At 72.1% G+C, this 17163-nt stretch carries 19 protein-coding genes; 4 read left to right on the top strand and 15 right to left on the bottom strand.

The features are described from left to right. Positions 1-78: 78 nt before the first annotated feature. From BR98_RS18120 to BR98_RS18095, 6 genes are all read right to left on the bottom strand, one after another. Positions 79-1257 carry a hypothetical protein gene (locus BR98_RS18120; RefSeq protein WP_035846010.1) on the bottom strand — a complete coding sequence of 393 codons (1179 nt, stop codon included), beginning with the start codon at positions 1255-1257 and terminating at the stop codon, positions 79-81. A gap of 75 nt (positions 1258-1332) precedes the next feature. Further along, positions 1333-1821: a pantetheine-phosphate adenylyltransferase gene (gene coaD, locus BR98_RS18115; protein ID WP_035846008.1), complete on the bottom strand. Its 489-nt coding sequence runs from the start codon at positions 1819-1821 to the stop codon at positions 1333-1335. Positions 1822-1847: 26 nt separating this feature from the next. Continuing rightward, complete coding sequence (gene rsmD / locus BR98_RS18110; protein ID WP_267886125.1) at positions 1848-2465, bottom strand: 16S rRNA (guanine(966)-N(2))-methyltransferase RsmD; 618 nt, start codon at positions 2463-2465, stop codon at positions 1848-1850. A 38-nt stretch (positions 2466-2503) separates the two neighbouring features. Further along, positions 2504-3013, bottom strand: coding sequence for a hypothetical protein (locus BR98_RS18105; protein WP_035846005.1), 510 nt, complete (start codon positions 3011-3013; stop codon positions 2504-2506). 145 nt (positions 3014-3158) lie between these two features. Continuing rightward, complete coding sequence (recG, locus tag BR98_RS18100; RefSeq protein WP_035846004.1) at positions 3159-5366, bottom strand: ATP-dependent DNA helicase RecG; 2208 nt, start codon at positions 5364-5366, stop codon at positions 3159-3161. 58 nt (positions 5367-5424) lie between these two features. After that, complete coding sequence (locus tag BR98_RS18095; protein ID WP_035846002.1) at positions 5425-7065, bottom strand: DAK2 domain-containing protein; 1641 nt, start codon at positions 7063-7065, stop codon at positions 5425-5427. Between the two features lie 298 nt (positions 7066-7363). Here BR98_RS18095 and rpmB point away from each other — a divergent pair, with 298 nt between their 5' ends. After that, positions 7364-7549: a 50S ribosomal protein L28 gene (gene rpmB / locus BR98_RS18090; protein WP_035846000.1), complete on the top strand. Its 186-nt coding sequence runs from the start codon at positions 7364-7366 to the stop codon at positions 7547-7549. Between the two features lie 93 nt (positions 7550-7642). Here the strand turns inward: rpmB and thiD are convergent, their stop codons facing one another. The 3 genes from thiD to BR98_RS18075 are packed head-to-tail and all read right to left on the bottom strand — an operon-like array spanning position 7643 to position 10467. Beyond that, the gene (thiD, locus tag BR98_RS18085; protein WP_035845998.1) at positions 7643-8443 is read right to left on the bottom strand and encodes a bifunctional hydroxymethylpyrimidine kinase/phosphomethylpyrimidine kinase; all 801 of its coding nucleotides are present in this window, start codon (positions 8441-8443) and stop codon (positions 7643-7645) included. Positions 8444-8466: 23 nt separating this feature from the next. Further along, positions 8467-9492, bottom strand: coding sequence for a 6-phosphofructokinase (locus tag BR98_RS18080; protein ID WP_035845996.1), 1026 nt, complete (start codon positions 9490-9492; stop codon positions 8467-8469). Between the two features lie 9 nt (positions 9493-9501). Further along, positions 9502-10467: a thiamine-phosphate kinase gene (locus BR98_RS18075; RefSeq protein WP_035845994.1), complete on the bottom strand. Its 966-nt coding sequence runs from the start codon at positions 10465-10467 to the stop codon at positions 9502-9504. Positions 10468-10665: 198 nt separating this feature from the next. On the opposite strand from BR98_RS18075, the gene BR98_RS18070 reads away from it, so the two are divergent. Next, complete coding sequence (locus BR98_RS18070; protein WP_035845992.1) at positions 10666-10899, top strand: Lrp/AsnC family transcriptional regulator; 234 nt, start codon at positions 10666-10668, stop codon at positions 10897-10899. 96 nt (positions 10900-10995) lie between these two features. On the opposite strand, the gene BR98_RS18065 is transcribed toward BR98_RS18070, so the two are convergent. The 3 genes from BR98_RS18065 to BR98_RS18055 are packed head-to-tail and all read right to left on the bottom strand — an operon-like array spanning position 10996 to position 14076. Continuing rightward, positions 10996-12138 carry a D-alanine--D-alanine ligase family protein gene (locus BR98_RS18065; protein ID WP_035845991.1) on the bottom strand — a complete coding sequence of 381 codons (1143 nt, stop codon included), beginning with the start codon at positions 12136-12138 and terminating at the stop codon, positions 10996-10998. Between the two features lie 55 nt (positions 12139-12193). Further along, entirely contained in the window at positions 12194-13195 is a 1002-nt protein-coding gene (locus BR98_RS18060; RefSeq protein WP_035845989.1) for an NAD(P)H-dependent glycerol-3-phosphate dehydrogenase, read from the bottom strand. Then, entirely contained in the window at positions 13192-14076 is an 885-nt protein-coding gene (locus BR98_RS18055; protein WP_051969893.1) for a lysophospholipid acyltransferase family protein, read from the bottom strand. Before BR98_RS18055 ends, BR98_RS18060 begins: the two co-directional genes overlap by 4 nt. A 146-nt stretch (positions 14077-14222) precedes the next feature. Here BR98_RS18055 and cofC point away from each other — a divergent pair, with 146 nt between their 5' ends. Then, positions 14223-14876: a 2-phospho-L-lactate guanylyltransferase gene (cofC, locus tag BR98_RS18050; RefSeq protein ID WP_035852870.1), complete on the top strand. Its 654-nt coding sequence runs from the start codon at positions 14223-14225 to the stop codon at positions 14874-14876. A gap of 22 nt (positions 14877-14898) precedes the next feature. Then, the gene (locus BR98_RS18045; protein ID WP_035852867.1) at positions 14899-15120 is read left to right on the top strand and encodes a hypothetical protein; all 222 of its coding nucleotides are present in this window, start codon (positions 14899-14901) and stop codon (positions 15118-15120) included. A gap of 120 nt (positions 15121-15240) precedes the next feature. Here the strand turns inward: BR98_RS18045 and BR98_RS18040 are convergent, their stop codons facing one another. From BR98_RS18040 to leuD, 3 genes are all read right to left on the bottom strand, one after another. Then, complete coding sequence (locus tag BR98_RS18040) at positions 15241-15900, bottom strand: HU family DNA-binding protein (protein WP_035845987.1); 660 nt, start codon at positions 15898-15900, stop codon at positions 15241-15243. A gap of 133 nt (positions 15901-16033) precedes the next feature. Then, on the bottom strand, positions 16034-16381 hold the full coding sequence (locus BR98_RS18035; RefSeq protein WP_051969892.1) for an SCO5555 family protein: 348 nt from the start codon (positions 16379-16381) through the stop codon (positions 16034-16036). A 181-nt stretch (positions 16382-16562) separates the two neighbouring features. Beyond that, positions 16563-17159 carry a 3-isopropylmalate dehydratase small subunit gene (gene leuD, locus BR98_RS18030; RefSeq protein ID WP_035845985.1) on the bottom strand — a complete coding sequence of 199 codons (597 nt, stop codon included), beginning with the start codon at positions 17157-17159 and terminating at the stop codon, positions 16563-16565. Positions 17160-17163 lie beyond the last annotated feature (4 nt).

The following is a 17163-nucleotide window of genomic DNA, read 5'->3' as shown; positions in this document are numbered from 1 at the left end:
TCCGGCGTCGGAAAGGCCGGAGTGGTCAGACTACCCGAGAGCGCGCCCAGGCCCAACTTCGCACCCCGGCGGCCGGGCTCAGCGGCCGCCGAGCTCCCGCAACCGGGTCATGTCGATCATGCTGGTGTCGAAGAAGCTGGTCTCGTCCAGGGCCTGCTGGGCGGCCGCGGACGGCAGCGCGGGCAGGGCCGGCTGCTGGTAGCCGGCGTACTGCTGCTCGTAGCCCTGCTGCTGCGGAACGCCCTGGTAGCCGCCGCCCTGGTCCTGCGGGTAGCCGTAGCCCGCCGCGTAGGGGTCGGCCTGCTGCGGCTGGTAGCCGTAGCCCTGGTGGTCCGCGTACTGCCCGGTGGACGGGTCGTAGCTGCCGCCGTAGGCGTCCTGGTACTCGCCGCCGGCGTAGGGGACGGGCTGCGCGTACTCCTGGCCCTGGTAGGCGGCGGCCGGCTGGTACGGGGACTCGCCCGGAGCGGTCTGCCAGCCGGCCTGCGCGGGGGTCTGCTCCGGCCAGGCCGGCGCCTCCTCGCGGTACCAGGGCTGCTCCTCCTCGCCGGCCAGTCCGGCGTCGGCCAGTCCGGCGGCCACCGCCTCGGCCCGGTCCTTCTGCTGCTGGGCCTGGTCGGCGGCGGCCAGGTAGGCACCCAGCTCGTCGATCGGGGCCTTGCCGAGCAGCTTGTCCCGGCCCCGGCCGACCGCCTCCAGGGTGCCGCTGAGCACCGCCTGCAGGGTGGCCAGCTTGACGTCGACGTACTCGTCGACCTCGGGGCTGGGCGTCGTGGCGGGCTGGAACTCCTCGCCGTCCTCGGGCTCGTAGCCGCCCTCGCCGCGCAGCTTGTCCCGGCCCCGGCCGACCGCGCCCAACGTCTTGGTGAGCACCACCTCGAAGTTGGCCAGTTTGCTGTCGACGTAGTCGTCGGCCTCCTGGCGCTTCACGGTGACCTCCTCGCGGGCCTCGGCGAGGATCCGGTCAGCCTCGGCCTGGGCCCGGCGGACCACCTCGGTGTCCGAGATCAGCGAGCCGCGCTCGGCGTGCGCCCCCTGGATGATCCGGTCGGCCTCACCGCGGGCGTCGGCCACCACCTGCTCGTGGTCGGCCATCACGGACTGCGCCTGGGCGAGCTCGGCGGGCAGCTCCGCGCGCAGGCCCTGCAGCAGCGCGACCAGCTCGGCCCGGTTCACCACACAGGAGGCCGACATCGGCATCGCGCGGGCACTCTCGACCACGGCGATGATCTCGTCGACTCTGTTCTGGACGTCCACGGGGCTTCAGTCTTTCCGTGAGTACCGCGGGGCGGGGGTACTGACTGTACGACAGAATCGCCCGCCCACTCGTCGCTACCCGGCGGCTCGCTCGGCGATCCGGTCGACCAGTCGGCGGTGCACCACCGGCGGGATCAGGTGCGAGACGTCGCCGCCGTACGAGGCCACCTCCTTGACCAGCGTCGAGGACAGGAAGCTGTAGGTCGGCGAGGTCGGCACGAAGAGCGTCTCGACGCCGGTCAGGCCGCGGTTCATCTGCGCCATCTGCAGCTCGTAGTCGAAGTCGCTGACCGCGCGCAGGCCCTTGACGATGGCCGGAATGCCACGGTCCTTGCAGAAGTCCACCAGCAGGCCGGCGTGCGACTCGACCTGGATGTTGCCGTACTGGGCGGTGGTCTCCTCGATCAGCGCGATCCGCTCCTCGATGGTGAACAGGCCCTGCTTGTTCTTGTTGATCAGCACCGCGACGTGGACCACGTCGTAGAGCCTGGAGGCGCGCTCGATGATGTCGAGATGCCCGTTGGTGATCGGGTCGAACGAACCCGGACAGACGGCGCGGCGCATGGGTGGGGTCCCTTTCTCGTGACTGGTCAGACTGCCTGTCCGTACCAGAGCGTGCCCTCGCCGTAGCGACGCGAGCGCAACGCTTCGAAGCCCCCGGGCCAGCCGAATTCGCCACCTCGGGTGCTGCGTTCCACGGTGACGAGTGCGGAGTCCGTGATCCAGCCTCCGGCCCGGAGTGTGATCAGCATCTCCCGCAGCTCGGCATCGGTCACGACGTACGGCGGATCGAGAAAGACCATGTCGTACGGGTCCTGCGGGGGCGCCCCCGCGACCACCCGCTCGGCCCGCTCGCCCCGCACCTCGGCGCCGGGCAGCGCGATGGCCTTGACGTTGGCCCGGACCACCTTGGCGGCGGCCGCGTCGGCCTCCACCAGCAGGACGTGCGCCGCGCCCCGGGAGAGCGCCTCCAGGCCGACCGCGCCGGACCCGGCGAAGAGGTCGAGCAGCCGGGCCCCGACCAGGGTGCCGCGCAGCGACTCCAGGGTGGAGAACATCGCCTCGCGGGCCTTGTCGGAGGTCGGCCGGGTCCCCCGGCCGGGCGGTACGGCCAGTCGGCGGCCGCCGGCCGCCCCGGCGATGACGCGGGTCATACCCGTCCCTCTGCTGGTGGGTGCTGTCTCTCGGGTAACGCATGACCACGCTATACGGGGCGACCGGCGACGATACGGACGGGGCGCGCCCGCTACTCCTGCGGCGCGGCGCCGAGCAGGGCCGGGGAGGCATAGCGCGACCAGGACAGGCAGCCGTCGGGCGGGCAGTACTCGGGGCGGCGCGGGTCGTGCCCGAGCTCGCGCAGCTTGGTGCGGACGGAGTCGGGCGTGCGGCCGAACCGGGCGGCTATCCGGGCGACGGTCTCGCCCTCGTGGAACCGCCGGGTCAGCTCCTCCTCGTGCTGCGGCACCCAGGGGGCGCCGTGGCCGGGGTAGAGCTCGCGCAGCACGTCGCGGTCGGGGATGGGCTCGGAGACGTCGGCGACGATCGCCATCGCCCGCAGCGCCCGGTTGAGTGCGATCCGCAGGTTGGCGACGTCCTCCACCGGGAGGCGGAGCTTGCCGGAGGCCAGCGGGTTGGCCGCCTGGCCCTCACGCCAGCCGGTCAGGGTGAGGGTGACCTCTCGGTCGTCGTCGCTGGCGAGTTCGACCCGGAAGATCTTGTCGCCCAGCGGGAGCTCGTTGAGATGACGGAATGCCATGGCAGGACCCCCAAATGTCGTGCCAGGAACGCACCTTGGGGGTGCGCCCTGAACACCTTCATTCTCTCCCGCGGTACTGACAATCCGGGCTGTCTGACGATCCGGGCCGCCTGACGATCCGGGCTGCCTGACGATCCGGGCGGCGTCAGCCCTTCTCCAGGTAGGCCGCGCGGTCCTCGTCGAGCAGGCCGGCGAGTTCGGCGCGCAGCTCCTGATGATCGGTCAGCTCGGGGTCGGCGGCGATCAGTTTCGCGGCCTCCTCGCGGGCGGCCGCGATCACCTCCTCGTCCTCCAGCACCGAGAGCACCTTGAGCGAGGACTTGACGCCGGACTGGGCCTGGCCGAGCACATCGCCCTCGCGACGCTGCTCCAGGTCGATCCGGGAGAGCTCGAAGCCGTCGAGGGTGCCGGCCACCGCCTCCAGCCGGGCCCGCGCAGCGCTGCCCGCGGGCATGTCGCTGACCAGCAGGCAGAGTCCGGGCGCGCTGCCGCGACCCACCCGGCCGCGCAGCTGGTGCAGCTGGGAGACACCGAACCGGTCGGCATCCATGATCACCATCGCGGTGGAGTTGGGGACGTTGACGCCGACCTCGATCACCGTGGTGGCGACCAGCACGTCCAGCTGCCCGGCCGAGAAGCGCTTCATCACCTCGTCCTTGACCTCCGGCGCGAGCCGCCCGTGCAGGATCTCCACCCGCAGGCCGGCCAGCGGGCCCTTGCCGAGCATCTCGGCGGTGTCCACCACGCTCAGCGGCGGGCGGCGCTCGTCACTGGCGGCGCCCAGGTCCTCGGGGTCGTCCGCCACGGCCTTGCGCTTCTTCTTGCCGGCCGGCTCCTCCGGTTCGTCGCCGATCCGCGGGCAGACCACATAGGCCTGGTGGCCCTTGCCGACCTCCTCGCGGATCCGCTCCCAGGCCCGGGCCAGGAAGTTGGGCTTCTCCAGGGCCGGGACCACATGGGTGGAGATCGGCGAGCGGCCGGCCGGCAGCTGGTCCAGCACCGAGGTCTCCAGGTCACCGAAGACGGTCATGGCGACGGTGCGCGGGATCGGGGTGGCGGTCATCACCAGCAGGTGCGGCGGCTGCCCGCCCTTGGCCCGCAGCGCGTCCCGCTGCTCGACGCCGAACCGGTGCTGCTCGTCCACCACCACCAGGCCGAGGTCCTGGAACTGCACCTTGTCCTCGATCAGCGCGTGGGTGCCGATCGCGATCCCGGCGTCACCGCAGGCCATGTCGAGCAGCACCTGCCGGCGGGCCGGCACGCCCATCGAGCCGGTCAGCAGCACTACCTTGGTGCCGATCTCCGAGCCGCCGAGCATCCCGCCCTCGGCCAACTCCCCCATCATCTCCACGATCGAGCGGTGGTGCTGCTGCGCCAGCACCTCGGTCGGCGCCAGCAGTACGGCCTGCCCGCCGGCGTCCACCACCGCGAGCATCGCGCGCAGCGCGACGAGCGTCTTGCCGGAGCCGACCTCGCCCTGCAGCAGCCGGTGCATCGGGTGCTCGGTGGCCAGGTCGGCGAAGATCTCGGCGCCGACCGCCTGCTGGCCCGCGGTCAGGGTGAACGGCAGCTTGGCGTCGAAGGCGTCCAGCAGACCGCCGGCCCGGACCGGGCGGGGGACGGCCGGTAGCGCGGAGGCCGCCGCCCGGCGCTGGGCGAGGGCGACCTGCAGCACGAAGGCCTCGTCCCAGCGCAGCCGGTCCCGGGCCCGCTCCAACTCGGCGTGGTTGCGCGGGCGGTGGATCAGTTCCAGGGCCTCGGGCAGCGGGATCAGCTCGCGCTCGGCGCGCAGCGTCTCGGGCAGCGGTTCGCCGACGTCGCTGAGGTGCTTGTCGAGCGCGGTCTGCACCGCCAGCGAGAGCTTCCAGCTGGGCAGCTGGGAGCTGGCCGGGTAGACCGGGATCAGCCGCCCGGCGAACTGCTGGGCGGTACCCGAGTCCGCCTCGTCGTCGAGCAGCTGGTAGTCGGGCGAGGCGAGTTGCCGGGTGCGATTGAAGACGCCGACCTTGCCCGCGAACAGCCCCTGCGCGCCCGGGCGCAGCTCCTTCTGCCGCCAGCCCTGGTTGAAGAAGACCAGCGAGAGCCGCCCGCGCCCGTCGGTGACGATCACCTCGAGCCGGTCGCCCTTGCGGCCGCGGAACGGGATCAGGGTGACCTTCTCGATCCGGGCCAGCACGGTGACGTGCTCGTCCACTTCGAGCTCGTCCAGGCTGGTGAGCTCGCCGCGCTCGGCGTACCGGCGCGGGTAGTGGTGCAGCAGGTCGCCGACCGTGTGCAGCTTGAGTCCGTCGGCGAGCGCCTTCGCCGTGCGCGGGCCGACCAGCTTGGTCAGGGGTTCATCGAGAGCAGCCATCGCACCCTATGGAACACCAAAGCCGTGACAGTACGGGCGCCACGCGACCCCGATGCCCCTATTCGACCCCGATCAGCAGCGGCGCGCTCTCCTGGCCGCCCGCGAACACCAGGGTGTCCACCTCGGGCCGCTGCCGCCGGGCGTGCGCCACCAGCTGGTCGGCCAGTCCGCCGGGCGCGCCCTCGCCGAGCACCAGGGTGACCAGTTCGCCGCCGGCCGCGAGCATCCGGGAGAGCACCTCGGCGCCGGTCTCGGCGATCCCGCGGCCGATCACCGCGACGTCGCCGTCGATCAGGCCGAGCACGTCGCCCGCCTGGCAGACGCCGGCCATGGTCCAGGACTCGCCCTCGGCCACCGCGAGTTCGGCGTACCGGGTGGCGCCGGCGGCGGAGGTCATGGCGACCACGTCCTCGTCGAAGCGCCGGGCGACCTCGTGCACGGCGAGCGCGGCCAGGCCCTGCACCGGGGAGCGGGTGGGCAGCACGGCGATCCGCAGGCCCTCCTCGCGCAACTGGTCGGCGGCGGCGCCGGCGCCGGCCCGCAGCTCCGGGTCGTTGAGCAGCACGATCACCTCGCGGGCGGCGCAGCGGCGCACCGCCTCGGCGAGTTCGGTGCTGGACGGTGGCGCGTCCGGGTCGGCGGCCAGGACGGCGGAGCCGGCCGAGCGGCAGAGTTCGGCCAGGCCCTCGCCGGTGACCACGCTGAGCACCGCGCGCTCGGCGGCGGGCTCCGGCTCCAGGCCGGACCGGGCGCCGGCCCGGGCGGCGGCCTCGGCGAAGTGGGTGATCCGGATCTGGTGCGGCCGGCCGGCCGCCACGCCGGCCTCCACGGCCGCGCCGGCGTCGTTCACGTGCACGTGGATGTTCCACAGCCCGTCGCCGCCGCCGATCACCAGCGAGTCGCCGAGGCCGGCCAGCCGCTCGCGCAGTGCGGGCAGCGCGGTGTCGGCGGCGTCCAGCAGGTAGATCACCTCGAAGGCGGGGTGGCCGGGCAGCCGCTCGGGCTCATCGGTGCAGGGATCCGCCCCGAGGGAGGAAGGTGTGGGCGGAAGGTCCTCGCCGAGCGCCACCGGGCCCATCGGCTGCTGGCCGGCCACCGCGTCGGCCAGCGCGCCGAGCACGGCCACCAGGCCGCGGCCGCCCGCGTCCACCACGCCGGCCCGGGCCAGTACCTGCAACTGCTCAGGGGTGCGCAGCAGCGCGTCGCGGGCCGTCCGGTGGGCGGCACCGGCCACCTCCACCAGGCTGCCGGCGGCCGCGGCGGCGCTCTCGGCGGACCGCGCGGCCACGGTCAGCAGGGTGCCCTCCACCGGGTCGGCCACCGCCTGGTAGGCGGCCTCGGCGCCCCGGGTCAGCGCCGCGCGCAGCGCCTGCGGGCCGCCGCCCTGCTCGGCCAGCACCTCGGCCACCCCGCGCAGCAGCTGGGCCAGGATCACTCCGGAGTTGCCGCAGGCGCCGAGCAGCGCGCCCTTGGCCATGGCCTTCACGGCGGGGGCCAGCTCCGGGTCGGCGCCGGCCTCGAAGCAGCGCTCCACGGCCGCGGTGGCGGCCTCCACGGTCAGGTAGAGGTTGGTCCCGGTGTCCCCGTCCGGCACCGGGTAGACGTTGAGCGCGTCGATCTCCTCGCGGGCCTGGCCGAGGGCGGACAGCGCGAGGCGGCACCAGGTGCGGACGGCGGTGGCGTCGAGCGTCTCCAGCACCGGGTCTCCTCCAGGTGAACGCAGCGGGAACGGGGTGGGGCCTGTTGGGCAGGCTATCGGGATCCCGGCACGTTGTTGGGGTGTGGGGCATCGGGGCGCTGGGGCACCCTGCGTGACGCAGCGATCAAGCGAGCCACCATGGTAGTTTCGTGGGACGGGAGCAGTCGTTGTATGCTGCTCCGGTTGCCTGGAACAATCCGGGCTTCCCCCTTGACCCGATCAGGCCCACGCAGAGTGGTCCCGGTGGATCAGCCGGGGTTTTCGAACGTAAATGATCTGAAGTCTTGGAGTGACTCCTGTGGCTGCCAACTGCGACGTCTGCGGCAAGGGGCCGGGCTTCGGCAACAACATCTCCCACTCGCACCGTCGTACCCGTCGTCGTTGGAACCCCAACATCCAGACGGTGCGCGCTGTGATCGGGCGGACGCCGAAGCGGCTCAACGTGTGCACCTCGTGCATCAAGGCCGGCAAGGTCTCGCGCTGACGCGCAGGACGCCACCCCGGTCCTCCAGAAGGCCCGTTCCATCCTCGGATGGAACGGGCCTTCTGTTCTTGTCGGGCCCGCTGCTGTTCTCCGTCAGCCCCGGTGCCGCCAACCGTGGTCGACCGGGCCGATCCCCGCGCCGAGGGCGAAACCGCCCTTGATCGCGCCGGTGACGTACTCCTTGGCCGCCGCCACGGCCTGCGGCATCTCGCTGCCCTTGGCCAGCTCGGCGGCGATCGCGCTGGCCAGCGTGCAGCCGGTGCCGTGGGTGTGCCGGTTGTCGTAGCGCGGGCTGCGCAGCCAGTACTCCTCGCCGTCCTGGCCGACCAGCAGGTCGGCGGCCTCGCCGGGCAGGTGGCCGCCCTTGACCAGCACCCAGCGCGGGCCGAGCGCCAGCAGCGCATCGGCGGCCGGCCGCATCTCGCCCTCCTCCAGCACCGTGATGCCGGTGAGCTGGGCCACCTCGTGCAGGTTCGGGGTGGCCAGCGTGGCGTGCGGCAGCAGCCGCTCGCGCACGGTGGCGACCGCCTCGGCGGCGAGCAGCGCGTCGCCGTGCTTGGAGACCCCGACCGGGTCGACCACCACCGGCGCGTCGAGGCCGGCGAGCAGGTCGGCGACGGTCTCGACCAGCTCGATCGAGGCCAGCATGCCGGTCTTCACAGCCTGCACCCCGATGTCGCCGACCACGCTGGTGAACTGCGCCCGGACCGCCTCGGCGGGCAGCTCCCAGTAGCCCTGGACGCCGAGCGAGTTCTGCGCGGTGACGGCGGTGATCACGCTCATCCCGTGCACGCCGAGGGCCAGCATGGTCTTGAGGTCGGCCTGGATGCCGGCGCCGCCGCCGGAGTCGGAGCCGGCGATGGTGAGAACGCGAGGAGGTGCTTCTTGGGACATGACCCCAACCTATATTCAGCCGGTCAGAGCACGGCTTCGGATTCCGTCCAGCGGTCCTGCGGCACGGTCTTCAGCCGGGTGACCGCCTCGGCGACCGGGACCAGCTGGATCTCGGTGCCGCGCAGCGCGGTGAAGTGTCCGAAGGCGCCCTTGTGGACGGCCTCCACGGCGTGCCAGCCGAACCGGGTGGCCAGCACCCGGTCGCGGGCGGTGGGGGTGCCGCCGCGCTGGGTGTGTCCGAGGATCACCGGGCGGGCCTCCTTGCCGAGCAGGTCCTCCAGTTCGTGGGCCAGCCGGGTGCCGATCCCGCCGAAGGTCTGGTGGCCGAACTGGTCGACCCCGCCGTGGTCGAAGCGGAACGTGCCGGGCTGCGGCTTGGCGCCCTCGGCCACCGCGATGATGGCGAACTTCTTGCCCCGGTCGAAGCGCTCCTCGATCATCCGGGCCACGGCTTCGATGTCGAAGGGCTTCTCCGGGATCAGGATGCCGTGGGCGCCGGCGGCCATGCCCGCGGTCAGGGTGATCCAGCCGGTGTGACGGCCCATCAGCTCGACCACCATGACCCGTTGGTGCGACTCGGCGGTGGTCTTCAGTCGGTCGATCGCCTCGGTGGCGACGTGCACGGCGGTGTCGAAGCCGAAGGTGACGTCGGTGGCGTCGATGTCGTTGTCGATCGTCTTGGGTACGCCGACCACCGGCAGTCCGGCGTCGCTGAACTGCTTGGCGGCGGTCAGCGTGCCCTCGCCGCCGATCGCGATCAGCGCGTCGATGCCGAGGTTGGCGGCCAACTCCTGGGCGTGGTCCACCGCCCACTCGATCCGGTCCCGGCGGACCCGGGCCGAGCCGAGCACGGTGCCGCCGAGGGTGAGCAGCCCGGTGACGTCGTCGTGGCCGACCACCCGGGCCCGGCCCTCGATCAGACCGAGGAAGCCGTCCTCGATGCCGAGGATCTCGTCCCCGTGGACGTCCAACCCCCGGTGCACCACCGAGCGGATCACCGCGTTGAGTCCCGGGCAGTCGCCACCGCTGGTCAGCACACCGATACGCATGCCGCAAGGCTACTCGGCGAAGTGGTCCCAACCGGCCGTGCGATCCCAGGGCGCGCCGTCCACCGTCACCTTGCCACGGGCACCTTGCCGGCTCGGTGCGACCACCTCGCCGACCACCCGCCAGCGGGCCGGCAGCTGGACGCCGGGCGGGAAGGTGGCCGCGATCGCGTGGTCCTCGCCGCCGGAGAGCACCCAGACCAGCGGATCGACGCCGACCGCCTGGCCGATGTCGGCCATCTGCGCGGGGATGTCGAAGTCGGCGGCCTTCAGGTCGATGTCCACCCCGCTGGCGGCGGCGACATGGCCGAGGTCGGCGACCAGTCCGTCGCTGACGTCGATCATCGAGGTGGCGCCCAACTCGGCGCCGGCCGGCCCGGCGTGGTACGGCGGTTCGGGGCGTCGGTGCGCCTCGACGAAAGCGCGCGGCGAGCGGAAGCCGCGGGAGAGCACGGTGAGTCCGGCCGCCGACCAGCCCAGCCAGCCGGTCACCGCGACCACGTCGCCGACCTGCGCACCGGACCGCTTGACCGGCTCCCGGCCCTGCAGGTCGCCGAGCGCGGTGATGGCCAGCGTGATGGTGTCGCCGCGCACCACGTCGCCGCCGACCACACCGGCCCCGGCCACCTGGCACTCGTCGCGCAGCCCGTCCATCAACTCGGTGGCCCAGGTGGTGGGCAGGTCGGCGGGGACCACCAGGCCGAGCAGTATCGCGGTCGGCACCGCGCCCATCGCGGCGATGTCGGCGAGGTTCTGGGCGGCGGACTTGCGGCCCACGTCGTAGGCGGTGGACCAGTCGCGGCGGAAGTGCCGGCCCTCGATCAGCACATCGGTGGTGGCCACCACCCGGCGGTCGGGGGCCTGGACGACCGCGGCGTCGTCACCCGGGCCGAGTTCCACCGACGGGGTGAGCGGCAGCCGGGCGGTGAGCTCCCTGATGAGACCGAACTCGCCGAGCTCGCCCACGGTCCCCTGCATGTGCCGTCCTCTCCAGAATCCCGGCGACCGGAATCGCGACAACCAGATCACGGTCGTGGTCGCGCGGCGCGCTCCCCGCGCGAAGCGTACGCCCACCGGCCCGCCCGGGGTCTCCCCTCCCGGGGCCGGGGCGCGGTAGCGTGGTGATCCAGTCTTCGCGGCGCGCTCCCGCCCCCACCCACCCCTGGGAGGTCCTCCGTGGTACAGGCATACATCCTGATCCAGACCGAAGTCGCCAAGGCCAGCGCCGTTGCCGAGACCATCTCCAAGATCAAGGGCGTGGTCCAGGCGGAGGACGTGACCGGCCCCTACGACGTGATCGTGCGGGCCGAGGCGGACTCGGTGGACGACCTGGGCCGTCTGGTGGTCGCCCAGATCCAGCAGGTCGAGGGCATCACGCGCACGCTGACCTGTCCGGTGGTGCACCTGTAGCAACCACCGAAAGCGCCGCACCCGGTCCGGGCGCGGCGCTTTCGGTAGTCCCTGCCTGCGGCGGTCTCCGCCTTCGGTGTTGCCCCGGAGCGGGGGTCAGCGCAGGCCGGTGGAGCGGCGCAGCGCAGCCTGCAGCAGCCGGTCGATCAGCTCGGCGTAGGGCACGCCGGTGGCCTCCCACATCTTCGGGTAGGCCGAGATCGGGGTGAAGCCGGGCATGGTGTTGATCTCGTTGATCACCCAACGACCGTCGGTCAGCAGGAAGAAGTCGACCCGGGCCAGGCCCTCGCAGCTGAGCGCCTCGAACGCGGCCACCGCCTGGCGGCGGATCTCGGCGGTCTCGAACGCGGCCAGCTCGGCCGGGATCCGCACCTCGGAGGAGTCGATGTACTTGGCGTCGAAGTCGTAGAACTCGAAGCCGTCGCCGACCAGCACCTCGGCCGGCAGGCTGGCCCGCGGGCCGTCCTCGAACTCCAGCACGCCGCACTCGATCTCGCGGCCCTCCAGCATCGCCTCGACGATCACCTTCGGGTCGTGCCGGCGGGCCTCCTCGATCGCCGCGTCCAGCTGGGCCAGGTCCTTGACCTTGGTGATCCCGATGCTGGAGCCGGCCCGGCAGGGCTTGACGAAGACCGGCAGGCCGAGCTCGGCGATCCGCTCCCGGGCGGCGGCGCGGCCGGCCTCGGTCTCCCAGTCGCGCGGGCGGACCACGGTGTACGGGCCGACGCCGAGCCCGAAGGACTCCAGCACCCGCTTGGTGTACTCCTTGTCCATGCCGACCGAGCTGGCCAGCACGCCGGAGCCGACGTAGGGCACGCCGGAGAGCTCCAGCAGGCCCTGCAGGGTGCCGTCCTCGCCCCACGGACCGTGCAGCAGCGGCAGCACCACGTCGACCTCGCCGAGCACCTTGGGCGCGGCGCCCGGCTCGCTCCAGACCACCTCGCGGGAGGCGGGACTGGCCGGCAGGGCCAGCTGGCCCTCGGCGGACTCGGCGACCTGGTCGACGTCCGGCATCCGGCCGTCGGTGATGGCCATCCGGCCCGGCTCGTCACTGACCAGGGCCCAGCGGCCCTCATGGGTGATGCCGACCGGCAGCACCTCGTACCTGCTCCGGTCGATCGACCGGAGCACGCTCGCCGCGGTGACCACGGAGACGCCGTGCTCGGAGGAACGGCCGCCGAAGACGATGGCGACCCGCGGCTTGGCCGCCTGGTTCGGGGAGGTCGGTTCGTTGCTCATATCAGATGTGAGACTACCGCGTGGGTGCTTCGGTTCCATGTAGCGGAGGTCTCGGTCAGCGCCGTTCGGGCTTCGCCGAGCGGGCCATCAGGTCCTTGAGCACCGACTGCGGCGGCCGACCGTTGTGCACCACGTCGACCACGGCCTCGACCAGCGGCATGTCGACGCCGTTGCGCCGGGCCAGGTCGAGCACCGACTCGCAGGACTTCACGCCCTCGGCGGTCTGCTTGGTGGCCGCGATGGTCTGCTCCAGCGTCATCCCCCGGCCCAGGTTGACCCCGAAGGTGTGGTTGCGCGACAGCGGCGAGGAGCAGGTGGCCACCAGGTCGCCCATCCCGGCCAGCCCGGAGAAGGTCATCGGGTCGGCGCCCAGCGCCACCCCGAGCCGGGTGATCTCGGCCAGGCCGCGGGTCATCAGGGTGGCCTTGGTGTTGTCGCCCAGGCCCATCCCGTCGGCCATCCCGACCGCCAGACCGATCACGTTCTTCACCGCGCCGCCCAGCTCGCAGCCGATCACGTCGGTGTTGGTGTACGGGCGGAAGTACGGGGTGTGGCAGGCCTGCTGGAAGCGCTTGGCAACGCTCTCGTCGGTGCAGGCGACCACACTGGCGGCCGGCTGGCGCTTGGCGATCTCCGGCGCCAGGTTGGGCCCCGAGACCACCGCGACCCGCTCCTCGCCGACGCCGGCCACCTCGCGGATCACCTCGGTCATCCGCTTGACGGTGCCCAGCTCGATGCCCTTCATCAGCGAGACCAGCACGGTCTGCGGGCCGATCAGCGGCGCCCAGGCGGCGAGGTTCTGGCGCAGCGTCTGGGAGGGCACCGCGAGCACCGCGAAGTCCGCGCCGGCCAGTGCGACGGCCGGGTCGGTGGTCGGGGTGATCGAGTCGGGCAGCACGATGCCGGGCAGGTAGTCCGGGTTGGTGCGGGTGCTGGCGATGGTGTCCACCAGCTCCTTGCGGCGGCCCCAGAGCGCCACCTCGCAGCCGGCGTCGGCCAGGATCATCGCGAACGGGGTGCCCCAGGAGCCGGTGCCGAAGACGGCGCAGCGGGTCATCGGTCGCCCTCCTTCTCGCTGGGAGCGGCCTGCTCGGCCGGGGCGACCTGCTCGGTCGGCGCGGCCTGCTTGGTGGGCGCGGCCTTCTTCTCCGCCGCGGCCGCCTCGGTCTCGGCGACCGCCCGGCCGGCCCGGGCCTTGCGCAGGTCGTAGCGCTCGGCGGGCGCCTGCTCGCCGCGGATGCCCTCCAGCACCCCGGTGATCGCCGCCATGATGTCCTCGGTCGCCTCGCGCAGCACCTGCGCGGTCAGCTCCTTGCCCTGATAGCGGCTCAGGTCCACCGGCGGACCGGCCGCCACCACCACCTTCTTGCGCGGGAACAGGCTCACCTTGGCCTTGCCGCCGCCGAGCCCGCGCCCGTACGGCGGGAAGATCTCGTGCGCGCCCCAGTGCGCCACCGGGATCACCGGCGCGCCGGTCATCAGGGCCACCCGGGCGGCGCCGCTCTTGCCGGTCATCGGCCACAGCTGCGGGTCACGGGTGATCGTGCCCTCGGGGTAGAACTGCACCACCTGGCCGCTGTTGACCGCCGCGATGGCGGCCCGGAAGGCGTGCGCGGCGTCCGTGGAGTCCCGGTAGACCGGGATCTGGCCGGTCTTGCGCAGCATGAAGCCGATGAACGGCACCTTGAACAGCGAGGACTTGCCCAGTATCCGGGGCGGGCGGCCGCTGTTGTACTGGAAGTGGGCGTACACCACGGGGTCGATCACCGAGTTGTGGTTGACCACCGTCAGGAAGCCGCCCTCCTCGGGGAAGTTCTCCCACCCGCGCCACTCGGGCTTCACCAGTGCGGTCGTCACCGGCTTCACCAGGACCGCGGCGAAGCGGTACCAGATTCCGTAGTCGGCGTTGCCGAAACTGGCGTACGAGCGGCGGGCCACCCCAGGTCCTCCTCGTGTGCTGCGGCACGTCGGGTGCCGCGGTTGTGGGCGCGGGATTACGCGGAATGCGCGAAAAGCGGTCGCGGGCCATCCTCGCACGGAGGCACTCTGGCCGAGACGGACGGACCGGGGCGAGAATGTCGCCGATGACCCAGCACACCGTACGCCCACCGCGTGACAACTGGAGCCTGGTCCTGCCGGTGAAGCCGCTGGCCCTGGCGAAGAGCCGGCTCGAACCGTACGCCGGGGCGCACCGCTCTCAGCTGGCGCTGGCTTTCGCCCTGGACACCGTGACGGCCGCCCTGAACTGCCCGGCCGTGGGCCAGGTGCTGGTGGTCACCCGGGACCCGGTGGCGGGGCCGCGGCTGGCCGAACTGGGCGCGGTGCTGGTCACCGACGAGCCCGGCGGCGGACTCAACCCCGCGCTGTCGCACGGCGCCGCGCACGCGCGGCGGTTGCGCCCCGGCACGCCCCTGGCCGCGCTCTCGGCCGACCTGCCCGCGCTGCGCCCCGACGAACTCGCCCGCGTCCTGGGCGCGGTGCCGGCCGCGGGGCGTGCGTTCCTGGCCGACGCGCCGGGCCACGGGACCACGCTGCTGGCCTGCGCCGCCGGACTTCCGCTCGCCCCGGCCTTCGGCGGCGCCTCCCGCCGTCGGCACGCGGCCGGCGGTGCCCACGAACTCGCGCTGCCCGACGTGCCGTCGGTGCGCCGCGACGTGGACACCGGCGCCGACCTCGCTCAGGCCCTGGCGCTCGGGGTCGGCCCGCACACCCTCGCAGCGGCCGCAGCGCTCGTCTGACCCCACCTTTATGCTGGGCCGCATGCAGGCGACCGCGTTCACTTTCGACCCGACCACCCACGAGGGCTCCGTGCTGCTCGACGACGGCACTCCGGTGCCCTTCGACGCCGCCGCCTTCGAAGCCGGCGGGCTGCGACTGCTCCGGCCCGGGCAGCGGGTGCGGATCCGGGTGGCGGGCGAGGGTGAGGAGCGCCGGGTGGTCTTCGTGACCCTGCAGACCTTCCCCGATCCCGGGCAGGATTGACCGACCGCCACCTGCCACAACGTCAACAACGCCGCGGCGGCCCGCTCCCGGAACGGGAGAGCGGGCCGCCGCGGCGTTGTTCGGTCCTGACGGACCACCAGGAGCCTGGAGAGCGCGCGACTACTTCGCGGCGGTCTTGCGGGCCGTGGTCTTGCGGGTGGTGGTCTTCTTCGCCGGAGCGGTCTTCTTCGCCGCAGTGGTCTTGGCGGCAACCGCCTTGGCCGTGGTGGTCTTCTTCGCCGCGGTGGTCTTGGCGGTGGTCGCCTTCTTCGCCGTCGTGGTCTTCTTCGCCGCAGTGGTCTTGGCGGCAGTCGCCTTGACGGCGGTCGCCTTCTTCGCCGCGGTGGTCTTCTTCACTGCGGCCTTCTTGGCCGGAGCGGCCTCGGCGGCAGCGGCGGCCCGCTTGGTGGCGGCACGCTTGACGGCGGCGGTGGTACCGGCCTTGCCCGGGGTCAGCGAGCCCTTGGGGGCCTTCTTGACCGAGGGACCCTCCTTCGGCAGCTTCTTGCTGCCGCTGACCAGGTCCTTGAAGCCCTGGCCGGGACGGAAGCGGGGCACCGAGGTCTTCTTGACCTTGACGCGCTCGCCGGTCTGCGGGTTGCGGGCGAAGCGCGCGGAGCGCTCCACCTTCTCGAAGGTGCCGAACCCGGTGACCGAAACCCGGTCACCGGCCACAACGGCACGCACCATGGTGTCGAGCACTGCGTCGACGGCCTCTGCGGCAGCCTTGCGACCACCCAGCTGCTCGGCCACCGCTTCGACAAGCTGAGCCTTGTTCACGTCTTCCCCTTCAGAAACGGGCGCCGGATGATTCCATCCGTTCAATTCGCACGTTAGGCATCTATTTGCGGACTTTCAATTACCAAACGCGCGAATCACCCTAGTGTCGCAATGGATTTGCGCGTCTGCGACCTCAGCCGACGGGCGGACGCCCCTCGTCGAGGTCCTGCACAAAGCGACTCAACCGCCGTGCCGCCTCCGGGAGATCGCGCTTGGCGGTCTCGGTGACGATCAACAGCTGCCGGGTGAGAGCGGTCTTTGCTTCCGCGGACACGTGCAGCGCGTGCACGCGGGCGTGAGCCTGCTTCAACCGCTCTGCGACAAGCGCGTAGAGCGCCGCGACTTCCGGGTCGTCCGGTCCCTCATCGGGTGAGGTCTCGACGTCCGGCCGATCGTCAATTCGACTCTCGGCTTCCCGGGCCACGAACTCCGACGACGCGGGATCGCCGCCCGCGTACGGAGGTTCGTGGTGCCGGTGCATGCCTTGATTGTGCCATCTACTGAGAGTTGCGACGCGCGGGGCCCGTCTTCTCACAAATCACGGAGCGCATCTTCACCACAGCTGATGCCTGATCCTCACGCCCAGTCAGGAGTGAACTCCCCCCCGCAACGGATGATGGCCCGCCCCCTCGCAAGGGGACGGGCCATCGGAATGCGCTGGGTCAGGCGACCGGCTGGGTGCGCGGCTTGAAGGACGGGCGGAGCTCCTCGAACGCCGAGATGTCATCAGCGTTCTGCAGCGTGATGCTGATGTCGTCCAGTCCGTTCAGCAGCCGCCAACGCACGTTCTCGTCCAGCTCGAACGGCGCCACCACGCCCTCGGCGCGGACCTCGCGGGCCCCGAGATCCACCGTGATCTCGGCGTTCGGGTCGGCCTCGATCAGGGTCCACAACTGATCCACCGTCGACTGCGGCAGCACCACGGTGAGCAGGCCGTTCTTCAGCGAGTTCCCTCGGAAGATATCGGCGAAGCGCGAGGAGATGACGGCCTGGAAGCCGTAGTTCTGCAGCGCCCAGACCGCGTGCTCGCGCGAAGATCCGGTACCGAACTCAGGACCGGCCACCAGGATGCTGGCCCCCCTTCGCTCGGGCTGGTTCAGGATGAACGACTCGTCCTTGCGCCAGGCTTCGAAGAGTCCGTCCTCGAAACCCGAGCGAGTGACCTTCTTGAGCCAATGGGCGGGGATGATCTGGTCGGTGTCGACGTTGCTGCGGCGCAGCGGAACGGCCCGGCCGGTGTGGGTGGTGAACTTCTCCATCGGA

The sequence above is a fragment of the Kitasatospora azatica KCTC 9699 genome (assembly GCF_000744785.1).
Taxonomy (GTDB): Bacteria; Actinomycetota; Actinomycetes; order Streptomycetales; family Streptomycetaceae; genus Kitasatospora; species Kitasatospora azatica.
The sequence above is the reverse complement of the archived record's forward strand: the minus strand, read 5'-3'. Positions and strand labels throughout refer to the sequence as shown.